Source organism: Methanosphaera sp. (assembly GCF_016282985.1).
Taxonomy (GTDB): Archaea; Methanobacteriota; Methanobacteria; order Methanobacteriales; family Methanobacteriaceae; genus Methanosphaera.
The window spans coordinates 1-13,955 of sequence record NZ_JAEELZ010000062.1; the positions used below are offsets into that span (position 1 = coordinate 1).

At 33.9% G+C, this 13,955-nt stretch carries 14 protein-coding genes and 6 tRNA genes; 8 read left to right on the forward strand and 12 right to left on the reverse strand.

The window, feature by feature from the left end:
* From QZZ11_RS03800 to QZZ11_RS03820, 5 genes are all read right to left on the reverse strand, one after another.
* A partial coding sequence (locus tag QZZ11_RS03800) for a hypothetical protein (protein WP_292473757.1) occupies nt 1-262 on the reverse strand: 262 nt, incomplete at its 3' end.
* A gap of 125 nt (nt 263-387) precedes the next feature.
* On the reverse strand, nt 388-678 hold the full coding sequence (gene hisE / locus QZZ11_RS03805) for a phosphoribosyl-ATP diphosphatase (RefSeq protein WP_292473779.1): 291 nt from the start codon (nt 676-678) through the stop codon (nt 388-390).
* A 1-nt stretch (nt 679) separates the two neighbouring features.
* Complete coding sequence (locus QZZ11_RS03810) at nt 680-1,486, reverse strand: CBS domain-containing protein (RefSeq protein ID WP_292473759.1); 807 nt, start codon at nt 1,484-1,486, stop codon at nt 680-682.
* A 41-nt stretch (nt 1,487-1,527) separates the two neighbouring features.
* On the reverse strand, nt 1,528-2,886 hold the full coding sequence (gene gatB / locus QZZ11_RS03815) for an Asp-tRNA(Asn)/Glu-tRNA(Gln) amidotransferase subunit GatB (protein ID WP_292473761.1): 1,359 nt from the start codon (nt 2,884-2,886) through the stop codon (nt 1,528-1,530).
* A 140-nt stretch (nt 2,887-3,026) separates the two neighbouring features.
* Nucleotides 3,027-4,037, reverse strand: coding sequence for a radical SAM protein (locus tag QZZ11_RS03820; protein WP_292473763.1), 1,011 nt, complete (start codon nt 4,035-4,037; stop codon nt 3,027-3,029).
* Nucleotides 4,038-4,338: 301 nt separating this feature from the next.
* On the opposite strand from QZZ11_RS03820, the gene QZZ11_RS03825 reads away from it, so the two are divergent.
* From QZZ11_RS03825 to QZZ11_RS03855, 7 genes are all read left to right on the forward strand, one after another.
* A tRNA-Asn gene (locus QZZ11_RS03825) sits at nt 4,339-4,411 on the forward strand.
* Nucleotides 4,412-4,423: 12 nt separating this feature from the next.
* Nucleotides 4,424-4,497, forward strand: a tRNA-Ile gene (locus QZZ11_RS03830).
* A gap of 30 nt (nt 4,498-4,527) precedes the next feature.
* A tRNA-Glu gene (locus QZZ11_RS03835) sits at nt 4,528-4,602 on the forward strand.
* Nucleotides 4,603-4,701: 99 nt separating this feature from the next.
* A tRNA-Leu gene (locus QZZ11_RS03840) sits at nt 4,702-4,785 on the forward strand.
* A gap of 25 nt (nt 4,786-4,810) precedes the next feature.
* Nucleotides 4,811-4,885 (forward strand) — tRNA-His (locus tag QZZ11_RS03845).
* A 41-nt stretch (nt 4,886-4,926) separates the two neighbouring features.
* Nucleotides 4,927-5,001 (forward strand) — tRNA-Glu (locus QZZ11_RS03850).
* Between the two features lie 113 nt (nt 5,002-5,114).
* Nucleotides 5,115-5,867 (forward strand): alpha/beta hydrolase, encoded by a 753-nt coding sequence (locus QZZ11_RS03855; RefSeq protein ID WP_292473765.1) that lies wholly within the window; start codon nt 5,115-5,117, stop codon nt 5,865-5,867.
* Here the strand turns inward: QZZ11_RS03855 and comE are convergent.
* From comE to QZZ11_RS03890, 7 genes are all read right to left on the reverse strand, one after another.
* Nucleotides 5,858-6,430 (reverse strand): sulfopyruvate decarboxylase subunit beta, encoded by a 573-nt coding sequence (comE, locus tag QZZ11_RS03860; RefSeq protein WP_292473781.1) that lies wholly within the window; start codon nt 6,428-6,430, stop codon nt 5,858-5,860. The two genes, QZZ11_RS03855 and comE, sit on opposite strands and share 10 nt — an antisense overlap.
* Nucleotides 6,417-6,941: a sulfopyruvate decarboxylase subunit alpha gene (gene comD, locus QZZ11_RS03865; protein WP_292473783.1), complete on the reverse strand. Its 525-nt coding sequence runs from the start codon at nt 6,939-6,941 to the stop codon at nt 6,417-6,419. Before comD ends, comE begins: the two co-directional genes overlap by 14 nt.
* An 85-nt stretch (nt 6,942-7,026) precedes the next feature.
* Nucleotides 7,027-8,058, reverse strand: coding sequence for an L-sulfolactate dehydrogenase (gene comC / locus QZZ11_RS03870; RefSeq protein WP_292473768.1), 1,032 nt, complete (start codon nt 8,056-8,058; stop codon nt 7,027-7,029).
* A gap of 12 nt (nt 8,059-8,070) precedes the next feature.
* Nucleotides 8,071-9,096, reverse strand: coding sequence for a phosphoribosylformylglycinamidine cyclo-ligase (gene purM / locus QZZ11_RS03875; RefSeq protein WP_292473770.1), 1,026 nt, complete (start codon nt 9,094-9,096; stop codon nt 8,071-8,073).
* Between the two features lie 153 nt (nt 9,097-9,249).
* A complete protein-coding gene (locus QZZ11_RS03880) occupies nt 9,250-11,148 on the reverse strand; it encodes a beta-CASP ribonuclease aCPSF1 (RefSeq protein WP_292473772.1) in 1,899 nt (632 codons plus the stop codon).
* Between the two features lie 340 nt (nt 11,149-11,488).
* Entirely contained in the window at nt 11,489-12,109 is a 621-nt protein-coding gene (psmB, locus tag QZZ11_RS03885) for an archaeal proteasome endopeptidase complex subunit beta (RefSeq protein WP_292473774.1), read from the reverse strand.
* A gap of 176 nt (nt 12,110-12,285) precedes the next feature.
* The gene (locus tag QZZ11_RS03890; RefSeq protein ID WP_292473776.1) at nt 12,286-13,146 is read right to left on the reverse strand and encodes an Mrp/NBP35 family ATP-binding protein; all 861 of its coding nucleotides are present in this window, start codon (nt 13,144-13,146) and stop codon (nt 12,286-12,288) included.
* Nucleotides 13,147-13,399: 253 nt separating this feature from the next.
* On the opposite strand from QZZ11_RS03890, the gene QZZ11_RS03895 reads away from it, so the two are divergent.
* Nucleotides 13,400-13,955, forward strand: a 556-nt coding sequence (locus QZZ11_RS03895; RefSeq protein ID WP_292473777.1) for an RNA-guided endonuclease TnpB family protein, incomplete at its 3' end; no start/stop codon positions are given.

Sequence of the window (13,955 nt, forward strand, 5' to 3'; positions counted from 1 at the left end):
ATGGACATGAACTTTGAGGTTTTTTACTGGATGTTACTTTCAAATCCGTATTGATATCGGAATCCGGAAAATCAATTCCACTTGCTGATGATCCCAGATTAAATTCGTACTTGTTTTTAAGATACATCTTGAATTCATGTTCTATGAAAGTTCCTATAGATTTTCCATCATTTATTCCAACCAGTTCCGGATGATTTCTGGTACTTTCCCTGGCACAGAACAGTTCTGCTTCCTTAATCAGAGAATTATTGGTTAATTTCATAAGGATATTTATAATATTTCGAGCTTATAAATTTGACTGAAAATCATTTCGAGTTAAAAATAGTTATTTTACATGAATATTAAAATTTTCATAAAAAAAGATTATTATTGGAGGGAGGTTAAAATTTATTTGTGTCTGTTGATTAATTCATCGAACAAATCATCCAATGGAATTCCTTTATAAGCCAGATTCAATATTGTAAAAAATATTAAATCGGCAGATTCATGAACCAAATCTTCATTATTTTTACTTGCAAGAATTACTTCGGTAGCTTCCTCGCCAAGTTTTTCAAGGATTTTGTCTTCTGCTTTCTTTTCAGAGTCCTGCATTAGCTGTGAAGTATATGAATCGGTAGGATTGTTCTTTCTGTCAACTAATGTATCATAAACTTCTCTGATAATATCATCTTTCATTATTTCACTTCTTTATGGTTGTATTTTTATCTCGTAGTTTTCCAGTTACAGCAATTAAAGGATGTTGTGCATCTGCAATAATTTCAATATCGTCAATTGAATGTATTCCATTTTTCTCTGCAGTCTTTTCTATTCCAAGTTTAATTTCCTTGTCCAGTGAGATAACGTAAGCTGAAATTTCATCATTTCCCATCTGTGTTGATGCAACCAGTCTGTGATGGCCGTCCACAACAAGGTACTTGTCTTCATTTATTTTTACTGCCATAATAGGTTCTGCAAGGCCTTTTTCAATTTCATAGGTTCTGCCCTGTAATTCATCGGCAAATACTTTGTCCTGTGTCGGTTTTAATTTTGAAACCTTGATTTTTTCTTTGGTCAATTCTGTTTTTACACCATACAACTGTTCAAGAGTCTTACGGTACTGGCTGACTTTTTCGGGAGTGGAACGTTCGATATGTGAACGTAGGATGTCAGTGTTTGTAATTATGCCTAAAACCTTCATGTTTTCATTGGTGACCGGTAACCTTGATATTCCCATCCTGAACATTACTCTTGCGGCATCGTTAATGGATAATTCTTCATTTGCTATTACAATATCGTCAGACATCATTCCTCTAACTGTTGGTTTTGAATCTTTAATAAGAAGGTCTGATGCAGTGATTATTCCAACAATTTGTCCATCTTTTTCTACTGGGAATCCATCGTGTCCTGTAGTTTTAATGATTCTTTTAATTTCTTCTATAGGCATATCTGGGTCTACTGTGATGACATTTCGTGTCATGTAATCTTTTACTTTCTTATAATCACTCATCTAATCACTCCTTTTATTTGTTAAAAGGGATGATAAATTAATTACATTGAATCTAATTTATCTTTTATCATTTTATTTGTTTCACCGGCGTTCGCTTTTCCTCTTGTTAATCTCATAACCTGTCCTACAAGGAAGTTAACAGCATTTTCTTTACCGTTTTTGTAGTCAGTTACTGCATTAGGGTTTTCTTCAATAACCTGATCTATTGCTGCAACTACTGCATCATCTTCTACAACACCAATAATGTCCATTTCTTTACCGATTTCGGTAGGTGTTTTGTCATTTCCAGGCATTTGTTCGATTAATTTGTGTGCTGCTTCTGGTGTAACCTGTTTGGAATCAATTAATTCAATTAATTCAACAATGTCTGCTGCAGTAATTTTACTTTCAGCAAAGTCAATTTTGTTATAGTTTAATACACGTTTTACTTCGTCTCTCATTAATCTTGCAGCAGTTTTTGCATCAACTTTTTTACATACTTCTTCAAATGCATCTGCCAATTCAAGTTCTGAAGTTAAGACTTTTGCATCAGCTTCGTCAATGCCGTATTGTTCAACAAATCTTGCACTTTTAAGGTGAGCAGGTTCAGGCATTTCCTCTCTGATTTCTTCAACGTGTTCCGGATCGATTAACATTGGTGGAAGATCAGGATCAGGGATGTATCTGTAATCATCAGCATCTTCTTTTGATCTCATAGGTACTGTAATCATCTGGGATTCCAGGAATGCACGGGTTTCCTGCTGAACTTCCCCTCCTCTGCGGAGAATGTTTTTCTGTCTGATTAATTCAAATTTGAGAACTTTGTATGCACCACGGATGGAGTTAACGTTTTTAACTTCAGCTCTTTTTCCACCTTCGATGGATATGTTTACGTCAGCTCTCATTGTACCTTCACCACGTGTACATCCACTGTAGTTGAGTACACGTACCAATTCGTTAAGGAAGCTTCTTGCTTCTTCAGGAGACTTCATGTCAGGTTCTGTAACGATTTCTATTAATGGAATACCTGATCGGTTGAAGTCAACGGTTCCTCTGTCAGGTTTATATTGTCCTGGGTCTTCTTCCACGTGAATTTCGTGAATTCTTACTCCATTTAATTCACCGTTAATACCTACAGGTACTGATGTTCTCTGATATCCACTGGATAAATCAGGGTAATCATAGTGTTTTCTCATGAAGTAGATAATTTCATCTGAAATGTCACATCCTAACATTAAGGCAACTTTAATAGCTTTGTCCAGTACACCCTGGTTTGGTGGGAATGGTTTAGCTCCCGGTTGATTTAAACATACGTGACAAATGTTTGTGTTGTTTGGTGCAGATTGGTAATTTGTTGGACAACTGCAAAATAATTTTGAATTTGTATTAAGTTGTACGTGGATTTCAAGACCACACATCATATCAGTAATAGTTATTCCTCCAATTATAAATAATCTTCTTATTGTTTTTTAATAATTTATTAATATATTATATATTTATTTTTATTGTTTAATTAATTTAAATTTTTACTTTTTTTAGAGTTTTTATCATTATTCTGTTTTTATATTTTTTTAATATCTAAGTTTTCGTAACACATATCAATGTATCTTTGAATAAAGGGTTCCAATTCAGGTCTTAAATTATTTCCCTTAGTCAATAAATCCATATCTGAAAAACTTCCTTTCAATTCACGATCTGCCCAGTAAACTTCTTCTTCAACACGTTTACCAAAACGGTTACCATACATTTTAAATAAGGGGAACTTGGTTAATCCGTTACTGCCAGCCTTTAATAATACACCCATATTTGCAAGGTTGTCAGTCCAGGTACCTGTAATAATTTCTATATTTGGGAATCTAATTCTTGTACTGGCCACAATACTCGCATAGTACAATGATGCCGGTTGAGGTGTTAAATGATATTCTGTATCAGGATGAGGATTCAATGAATAAAATATAATCCTGTCAATATCCAGTTCTTCAATTAAATTAAACAGATCATTCATATGTTCCGGTTTTTCACCTAATCCTACAATGATTGTTATGGCTTTTTTATAACCTAATTCTCCGGCTGTGGTTAACATTTTCTTTATATCGGGTATTGATTTGCTCGGACAGACGTAATTATGGAATTCCGGATTGGCAGTTTCAATAGCTCCTGTAACTCCTACAATTTCTTCCCCATATTGGTCAAGTTCATTGGTAATACCAATATTGAGCCAAACAGGATTGTCTGTTATGTCATAAATTGTTTCAGAAATTTCTCTAATTTCTTCCGTTGTGTAAATTCCATATCCTCCGGATAAAAATTCTATATTCCATCCCATTCTTTTGGTTAATTCTGCTTCGGCATAAATTCCTTTAACATGTCTTTTTGCTTTATCCGGATTGTCAATTCTATCTTTCTGGGAAGACATGTAACAGAATTTACAGTCTCCCTTTTCACACCACCATGATAAAAAAATAGCACGTTCTAATGAAACTTCCTTTCCGTGTACTCTTTCAGTAATTCTGTTAGCTTCAATCAATAAATCAAATATTTCCTTATTTTTGATTTTTTCAATTAAATCCATAATTAAATCCCCTTTTATTTAAAATTTAGTTTAAAATTTTATATTTTCCTATTAATTATATAATTAGTTTTTAATACTTATTTTAATCGTTTTATTTTTCATCATTTTTTTTAAAGCTTATCTTAACGAAATGTTTAACTGGATTTGTTTTTTGACAATTTTAAAATATTTTAATAATCTTTTCCACAAAGTATATATACTATAAAAACAAATATTGTATTGTACTGTAAAGTATATCCTATCATCAGATAGGTAAGTTTATATATAATTATTTATAAATAAACTATTGTAAGATGGAAGTGCCGTCGTGGCTCAGTAGGTAGAGCGTTCGGCTGTTAACCGATTGGTCGCAGGTTCAAGTCCTGCCGACGGCGCTAATTTTAGCTGGGCCTATAGCTTAGCCAGGTAGAGCGCCCGGCTCATAACCGGGCGGCCATGGGTTCGAACCCCATTGGGCCCATTTCATACTGAACATTTTACAAAAAAATTTGCTCCGATAGTGTAGTCCGGCCAATCATTTCGGCCTTTCGAGCCGAAGACTCGGGTTCGAATCCCGGTCGGAGCATTTCTAGAACTTTTTTATCAATATTTTTATTAAATTTTAGATTCTAGAACAAACAAGCTAAACATTCCTTGTATAAAGTATGCGGAAAATATTTTATATGCGGGGGTGCCCGAGCTGGCCAAAGGGGACAGGCTTAGGACCTGTTGGTGTAGGCCTACCAGGGTTCGAATCCCTGCTCCCGCACTTAGAGAAGGAAAATATTTAAAATGCCGAGGTAGGATAGTGGTTATTCTTCGGGACTGTGGATCCCGTGACTCGGGTTCGATTCTCGGCCTCGGCCCCATTTAATAAAGATAGTTATGTAACATAACTATTTGGTAAGTTGCTCCGATAGTGTAGTCCGGCCAATCATTTCGGCCTTTCGAGCCGAAGACTCGGGTTCGAATCCCGGTCGGAGCATTTACAATTTATTCTAATTTTAAAGTTTTTAATTCAATATTCATTTCTACTTATTATTCAAGCAGATTCTATTTTTAATAAATTATTTAAATTATTTTTACTAAATTAATACTATGAATTTCAAGATAGAAGGAAATGGAAGGCCTTTAGTTTTTATTCACGGACTTTCAGATAGTTTATTATATTGGGAATTTTTAGCAAGCCATCTGAAAAGGGATTATCAGATTATCAGAATGGACCTTCGTGGTCATGGCGAATCATATTTAGGAAATGATGAAGTAAACATTGATTTATACGTCAGCGATCTGAAAAACTTGTTGGATGATTTAAATCTGGATAATGTTGATTTAATAGGTTTTTCTCTGGGTGGAGCAGTTGCACTTGATTTTTCATTAAAATATCCCGAAAATGTATCCTCACTTGTGTTAATGTCCAGTTTTTCAAAATCTGATGAATACTTAACAAATATTTTCACACAATTTAAGGATGCTCTTAAAAATAGTTTGGAAGATTTTTACGATTTGATATTGCCTATGGTTTTATGTCCTGAAGTAATTGATGATAACAGGGAAGCACTTGATCAAATAAGGGAATTTGCATCAAAGACAGCAAACACTGATGCTTACATAAAAGCAGTTGATGCATGTATGGAATTTGATGTTGATGATTCTTTATCAAAAATAGAAGTACCCACATTAGTTATGTCCGGTAAATATGATGAAATATCCCTGTTAAGTTCACAGAAAACGATTCAGAAAAAGATTAAAAATTCGGAACTGATTGTTTTTGATAACGTTAAACATAATCTCCTTGTTGGAAAAAATAATGAAAGGGTATTGGAAGTTTTAGAAAAGTTTTATTCATGAATTTGTTTCATGAATCTGTTTTTAATTTTTGACGGTGTTAAATCTATGATTGGTGCATCACTGTTTCCGGGATTTACTTTGATATGTAGGAAAACGGGTCCCTTTTTATTTACATAATCCTGCATATCTATATCGTCAACACTATTTTTTGCATCAATGTAATAGACTTCATTAAATCCAATACTCTTTGCAATATTTGACAGGTTTATCCTGGAAGCATAAGTTTCTTGAGAGCCAGTTGAACCATAAGCTTCGTTATCAATTAATGCAATAATTAAGTTTGAAGGATTCTGTGCATAAACTGTAACCAGTTCTCCGAAGTTCATAAGCAATGATCCGTCTCCGTCAATAACGATTACCTTTCTGTCATCCTGATTTTGTTCTAATGCAAGTGATAAGCCTAAACCTATAGGTGTGGCCATTCCCATTGAACCGGACATATAGAACGTATTTTTTCTATCCTTTATTCCAAACAATTCCCTGGAAGGAAATCCGATGTTGGATATGATAAATTCATCATCAGTACTTTCAACAATCCTTTTAATTGCATCATATCTTTTCATCATTTACACTCCTTTTCCAGTAATTTATATCAAACAATAATGCTATTGGTTCTTCTGATATTTTTGATAAGTTCCAGGCCTTTTCAACTATTTCTTCGGCATCGTTGGGATTGTCCACCTTATGGTAAATTATGTCTAAACTGTCCAATACTTTGGTTGTGGCTTTACTCATAGGTATCTGGCCGTATACTCCTTCACCGAAGGTTCCTCTATGGCTGATAATCATCAGTATCGGGAAGTTGTATAACTTGTTTAGTGATGCCAGTACGTTCACACTGTTTCCCAATCCGGAATTCTGCATAAGTATTGCCGGTTTCATTCCACCCATGTAGGCGCCGGCACAGATTCCAAACCCTTCCTCTTCTCTTGTAACAGGTACGTGTTTTATATCGTCATCATCGTCTATTAAATTTAAAAGTTTTTTCAGATTTGCACAGGGTACACTTACGATAAAATTTATACCCGCATTTTTTAATCCATTGTATATAACATCGGTACTATCCAATAGTATCACCTTGATGTTTATTATGTTTTTTTTAATTAGTTAAATTATCCTAAAAAATAGTATTTAAAAGGGGGAGATATTGTAATGGTTTTTATTCTTCAAAGTATGATTCAATGTTTAAATCTTTGGCTTCTGCCATTTCGGTTAACTGGTTGTATAATGCTTCATCAACCGGAACACCATTTTCCATTGCAATGTTCATGTTTTCGATTTCACGGTCACCTGGTATTACACCATTTTCTTCACGGATTTCTCTTACGAACTGGTCAACATAGAATTTGAATTGCATTGAACCGGCAAAGTGTTCAGGATTGATTACTATGAGTAAGTCTCCTTTGGTACACATCACGTCAGGTGTTGCTGTTCCCTGAACGTCCACTCCACATGCTGCACTTACTAATGGTCCTGCGAGTAATTCAAACATGAATGCCAATGCATATCCTTTGAATCCTCCGAATGGTAGGATTGAACCTTCAAGTCCTGCTTCAGGATCGGTGGTTGGTTTTCCGTCTTTGTCCAATGCTAATCCTTCAGGTATTGGTTCTCCTTTTCTTTTGGATTCAAGTAATTTTCCTCTTGCAGTTATACTTGTTGCCATATCTACACATATGTAGTTGTGAATGTCATCTGTAGGAATGCTTATGGTGATTGGGTTTGTTCCTAACAATGCTTTTTTACCTCCGAAAGGTGCCATTGCAGGTTCAGTGTTTGAAATTACAATTCCAATCATGTCCTGTACTGATGCAATGTCAGCATAAAATCCTGCAATACCGTAGTGGTTACTGTCATGAATACCTACTATACCTACACCACATTCGCTTGCTTTTTTAACGGCAAGGTCCATTGCTTTTACTGTTATGTAATGTCCGAATTTGTGGTTTCCGTTTATCATAGCGGTAGCAGCTGTTTCTTTTTCAATTTCATAGTCGCCTTCAAGTTTTATGGTTCCTGCCTGGATACTTTTAATGTATTGGGGGAATCTTCCAAGTCCATGAGTTGAAAAACCTTTTAAGTCACCGTCGGTAATTACTTCTGCAACAATGCTTGCTTCGTTTGATTTAACACCGTATGCTGTTAACATCTCTTCGATTAATTTTCTTTCATTGTCAATACTAATTTTCATTGATTTTCTCCCCTATAGTTCAATATTTTCATTTCTTGCAGTTATGAGAACTTTGTTGTCAGCGTCTTCTTTAATTTCACCAATTTCGTAGGTGTTGTGGTATTTGTTAAGTATTTCAAGTGCCTGTTCTTTGTATTCTTTGTCTAATATTACACAAAAGCCTATTCCCATATTGAATACGTGATACATTTCCTTGCTTTCTATTCCTGTTTTTTGTATTTCCTGGAATACTGGTAAGGTTTCAGGTAATTCATTGATGTAGTAACTCATATTTTTGTTTAATCTTTTAAGATTGCTGAATCCTCCACCAGTGATGTGACCTAATCCATGTACTTCTATTCCTGATTTTAACAGGTCCATAATAGGATCCACATATATTATAGTAGGTTCGAGTAATGCTTCACCAACTGTGATTGATTCGTCAGCCGGTAATTTGTCTTCCACATCGTATTTTGCAAGGTCAAGTAATGCTTTTCTTGCAAGACTTAATCCGTTACTGTGTACTCCACTACTTTCAATACCTAGGATAATGTCTCCATCTTTTATTTCTGAACCGGTTATGATTTTTTCTTTGTCGACAATACCTATTCCGGTACCTGCCAGGTCAAAGTCTTTTATAATTTTTGGGAGTGATGCTGTTTCTCCACCGATCATTGCTATTTTTGCCTGTTGACATCCTGTTTTTAAACCTTTTCCTATTTCACTTGCTATTTCAGGATTAGGTTCTTCCACTGCAAGGTAATCAACCATTGCTATAGGTTCTGCACCTACGCATAAAATATCGTTTACTACCATTGCTATACAGTCTATTCCAACGGTATCGTATTTGTTCATTAAATTTGCTATTAATATTTTACTTCCAACACCATCAGTACTCATTGCTATAGCTTTTGAACCAAAATCTACCAGTGCTGCAAAATGTCCGGTATTTTTTATAATGTTTCTATAATCTAATGTTTCTGATAGTTCGCCTGTTAATGCTTTAACAGTTTTTTCTTCTAAACTAATATCTACGCCTGCTTCAGAATAAGTTACCATTATCTCACCCTTAATTTAAGAATTATTTGTTCTCATAATTTTTTTTCATATTGTTAAACTATGTTGAAAAAATTTATAGATTAATAATATATATTTTTTTTATAATTTTAATACTTTACATTAATTAATTGTTTTAAAAAAAGTTGGTGGAGGTTATTGTAATCTTGTTGTTTCAAGATTCATAGGAGTTTTCGTTTCGATTTTGTATGAACGGTAAATGCTGCTTGCAAGGTCAAGTGCCTTGTATGCATCTCCGTGACAGACCAGTATCTTGTCAGGTTTAGGAGATAATCTTCGTACATATTCCATCAGTTGTTTACGATCACTGTGACCACTGAATCCGTCGATTGTTGTTACTTCCAGATTTATGTGGTATAGTCTGGTTACACCGTCATCATCGAGCGGTGCTTCCTTGTGTCCTTTCTGTATTCTACGTCCAAGTGAACCTTCTGACTGGTATCCTACAAAGACAATACTGTTCTTTTCGTCTTCACATAACATTTTGAAGTATTCTACAGAGTTTCCACCTGTTAACATACCTGATGTTGACAATATGATACATGGTTCTTTGCTGTCAATGATTTTTCTTCTTTGTTCATTGCTTGTAACCTTTTTGAATACCTCTGATGTGAATGGGTTTTTACCGACGTGGAAAATCTGGTTTCTTAATTCATTGCTCAGGAATTCAGGGTGTGCTGTGTGAATTGCAGTTGCTTCCCAGATCATTCCGTCTATGTATACCGGTACGTCTCTGAGAATTCCATGATTAATGTATTCTTCAAGCACTATCATAATTTCCTGTGCACGACCTACTGCAAATACTGGAATAAGTACTTTTCCTCCTCTGTTAAGGGTTTCGTAAATGCTTTTTATTAATTCTTTTTCTGCAGTGTTACGGGTTGGTGTTACGTCTTCATGTCCACCGTAGGTACTTTCCATTACCATTGATTCGATTCTTGGGAATCTGGTTACAGATGGTTCAAGCAGTCTGCTTTTTTCGTTTTTGAAGTCACCGGTGTAGACAAAGTTGTGTTTTCCGTCACCTATGTGGAGGTGTGCCATTGCTGAACCTACAATGTGTCCTGCATTATGTAATGTTAATCTTATATCAGGGGAGATGTCCGTTACTTCACCGTAGTCTAATGTGATTGTTTTCTTGATTGTTTCCTTTACGTCCTTGATATTGAAAGGTAACGGGTCGTCTTCCCTGTGGGAGATATCGATGTGATCCTGTTGTAGTAAGGTCATCATATCTCTTGTCGGTGTTGTACAGTATGTTGGTCCGTCATATCCGTAGTGATAGAGGTATGGTACGAAACCGGTGTGGTCAAGGTGTGCGTGTGTTACAATTACTGCATCCAATGTACTTAAATTGAATTCCGGTACGTTGAGGTATGGGAATGCTGTTTTTTCATCTACTCCTGCAACGTTAACACCACAGTCTAAAATAACTTTACTGTTTGGTGTCTGTAGGAATAAACATGATCGTCCTACTTCTCTGAATCCACCTAATGATGTTAAACGTACCCAGTCATTGTCAAATCTTGCTTCTCTGTGAATTCTTTTACCGAGTTCCTGTAAAAATTCTTTTCTTTCTTTACTGTTTCTTTTTAAAGTTAGTCTGATTCTTTGAACGGTTTCTGAAGTTACAGGTGGAGTTCGTAATATTTTTGGAGCCCATCCTGTTTGTTTTACTATTTCACGTGATGTTGTTCCATATTTTCCTATTACCAATCCTGGTTTTTTGGATTCGATGATTACTTCGTTTGTTACGTCATCAAAGGCAATGTCAGTAATTTCTGCTTCTTCTGGAACAATTTCTTCTATTTTATCGATTGTTTCGGTTGGTTCGGATAAAACTGATTTGTCTGATCTAATAATAATTCTTTTTCTGATGTCTTTTGCCAAGTCTCTGATTAGGCTTCCATTGTCCTTAATGATTTCCGGATTTTTTGTATAAATAACTATTTCCGGACCTTCAAATTCGACTTTAGCTAATTTGACTTCTTCAGGTAAGCGTGCAATTATTCTTTCTTTGATTTCCTGAATCATTGTATTCCCTCTCGTCTATTTAATTTGAAAGAATGATATTTTTTATAAATTGTGTGATAATTTATTATCATAATTAGTAAACAACTAATGTTTTCATTTTGTTGTCTTTTCGTGTTTAGATTAATTCAATAAAAAATTGTCATGTTTGTATTTGAATTAATTAAATTTCTAAAATTTATTTATAAAATTAACTTATTTTCAGTATTAAAGAATGTTCTGTTAATTTTTGACATTGTCAAAATAAATCTTAAAATAGTTTTAAAAATAACTAATTTGTTCTATGTTTAAAGTTATATATAAAAGTTTTTTTTAAATAAAAAATAAAAAAAAGTAAAACTGATTACATATCAGCTTTAATTTCATTAATTTCTTCAGGTGTGTAAATTTTCATACCTTCTTCTGTAATTGTTGCTAAGCGGTAACTGTTTCCTGAATAGACGTCACGTTCCATTGCGGAGGTAATTGCTTTAACAGCAACTTTTTTACCTTCTTCAACATCCAGGTCTTCAGAGTATCTGTCTTCCAGTACCCCGAATGCATATGGTGAACCTGAACCTGTGGATGTGCATTTGTCTTCCATGTAACTACCACTTGGATCTAAGGAGTATAGTTTTGCACCATCTTTATCTACTCCACCAATGATGGTCTGTACGTAATATGGTCCTGATTTTAGAATGTTACTGGTCATTACAGCAACTGAATCTATTGACATGTCTTTTTCGTTTTTTAGTTTGTATAATGATATTTCTGCTTTGATAACATCCATTAAGGATTGTGCATGGCTGACTGTTCCGGCAATTGTTGCACCGATTTTGTCATCTAACTGGAATAATTTGTCTGCGCCTTTGTTTGCAACTAAACTTCCCATGGTTGCTCTTGTTTCTGTTGCCAAAACAACTCCGTCTTTACATACAAAACCTACGGTTGTTGTTCCTTTGACATCTTTATCTGTTGGTTTCACATTTACACCTCTTTTTCATATTAAATGAGATAATTATTTTAGTTAAAATTATTTTTTCATATTTTTTTTGTTTTTATACAATTATATTATATTGATGTCATATTATATAACCTTTGGTAATTAAAATAGATGGTTATATAATTAAAAATATAATGAAAAAAAGTTGATGAATATATTTATTCATCTTTTTTGAAATATGTGGATTCGATTTTCTTAGCAATTTCCATGAAACCCTGAGCGGCTTTGGAATCCGGTTCAGCTTTAACAATAGGTACTTCATATTTGTCTGCAGATTCTGATACCTGTGTTCTGAATGGTAAATCACCTAAATAATCAACATCCATTGCTTTAGCGAAAGCTTCACCTTTACTGTCTCCGAAAAGATTTACTTTTTCTGAACAGTGAGGGCATTCAAAGTATGACATGTTTTCTACAAGTCCTATATTGTCAATATTCAACATTCTTGTCATACCAACACATTTGATAACGTCTTCTTCTGAAACGGAACTAGGTGTTGTTACCATAACTGCTGCATCAAGGTTAGGAATCATTTGAAGAACTGTTAAAGGTTCGTCTCCTGTTCCAGGAGGGTTATCGAATATCATAACATCTATATTTCCCCATGCAACATCAGAGATTAACTGTTTAATTGCACCGGTTTTTTGTGGGCCTCTCCATATGATAGGTGAACCGTTGCTTTCAATTAAAAAGGCCATGGAAGCTACTAACATACCGTCATCAGTTTCTACAGGAACTAATTTATTTCCTTTAACACCGATTGATTCATTTTCAATACCTAACATTTTAGGAACGTTAGGACCATGAATATCTACGTCATAAATTGCTGTTTTGTAACCCATTGCATTAAAAGCCTGTGCTAAGTTAACAGCTACTGTTGATTTTCCAACTCCACCTTTACCACTCATAACTGCAATTTTATATTTTATATTGGCAAGATTACGAGTAATGTTAATGTTTTGTTCCATTATTGCTTTTTTATCTTCATCAGATAAATTTCCGCCATGTTCATGTGCCATGTAATTACTCCTTAAATTTTAAAAATAAACTATTAATATTAAGATATGTTATTTTACTTTTTAATAATATATTTATTAATTCTAATGTTAAATTTTTTTATATTTTTGGCTCTGTAGAAATCATATGAATAAAGTGTGAAAAGTAATACTTTTTATCAAAATATTTAAATACTATTATCAAATAATTATTAACTATACAATAAGTAATAATTTATTATCCATATTTAATATTTTATTATTTGGTGTATTTTTTTTGAAAGTTGTTATGTATAAGAGTTTTGTTGTTCGTATTTATCCTGATGAGGTTCAGGAGAATTTTTTCACCAATCAGTTTGGTTGTTGTAGGTTTGTTTTTAATTCTTTTCTGGATGCCAAAAAGAAAGCATATACTGAAAATATGGAGTATTTGTCTTTTTATGATTGTTCAGCTATGTTAACTGAGCTAAAAAAGTCTAAAACTTGGTTAAAACGAGTTGATTCCACAGGTTTAATTGAATCATTGAAAAATTTAGAAAATGCATTTAACAGATTCTTTAACCAAATAAGCAAGTATCCAAGCTATAAAAATAAATATAATCCGGTACAATCTTATAAAACCAATAATATCAATAACAATATCCGTATTAATGGTAAATGTATTCGTCTTCCTAAAGTTGGTTGGATCCGATTTCGTACTCATCAAAAGATAACTGGCCAAATACAATCTGTAACTGTTAAAAGAAAAGCATCAGGCAAATATTTTATTTCTATTTTATGTAAAAATGTTACAAGACATATTTTTAAGAGTAATAATCGTAGTTGTGGTATAG

Coding starts and splice junctions, on each gene's coding strand:
- QZZ11_RS03810 (WP_292473759.1), bottom strand. CDS start 1,486: ATGAGTGATTATAAGAAAGTAAAAGATTACATGACACGAAATGTCATC.
- comC (WP_292473768.1), bottom strand. CDS start 8,058: ATGAAAATTAGTATTGACAATGAAAGAAAATTAATCGAAGAGATGTTA.
- comE (WP_292473781.1), bottom strand. CDS start 6,430: ATGAAAAGATATGATGCAATTAAAAGGATTGTTGAAAGTACTGATGAT.
- gatB (WP_292473761.1), bottom strand. CDS start 2,886: ATGATGTGTGGTCTTGAAATCCACGTACAACTTAATACAAATTCAAAA.
- QZZ11_RS03890 (WP_292473776.1), bottom strand. CDS start 13,146: ATGGCACATGAACATGGCGGAAATTTATCTGATGAAGATAAAAAAGCA.
- QZZ11_RS03855 (WP_292473765.1), top strand. CDS start 5,115: ATGAATTTCAAGATAGAAGGAAATGGAAGGCCTTTAGTTTTTATTCAC.
- QZZ11_RS03820 (WP_292473763.1), bottom strand. CDS start 4,037: ATGGATTTAATTGAAAAAATCAAAAATAAGGAAATATTTGATTTATTG.
- purM (WP_292473770.1), bottom strand. CDS start 9,096: ATGGTAACTTATTCTGAAGCAGGCGTAGATATTAGTTTAGAAGAAAAA.
- QZZ11_RS03880 (WP_292473772.1), bottom strand. CDS start 11,148: ATGATTCAGGAAATCAAAGAAAGAATAATTGCACGCTTACCTGAAGAA.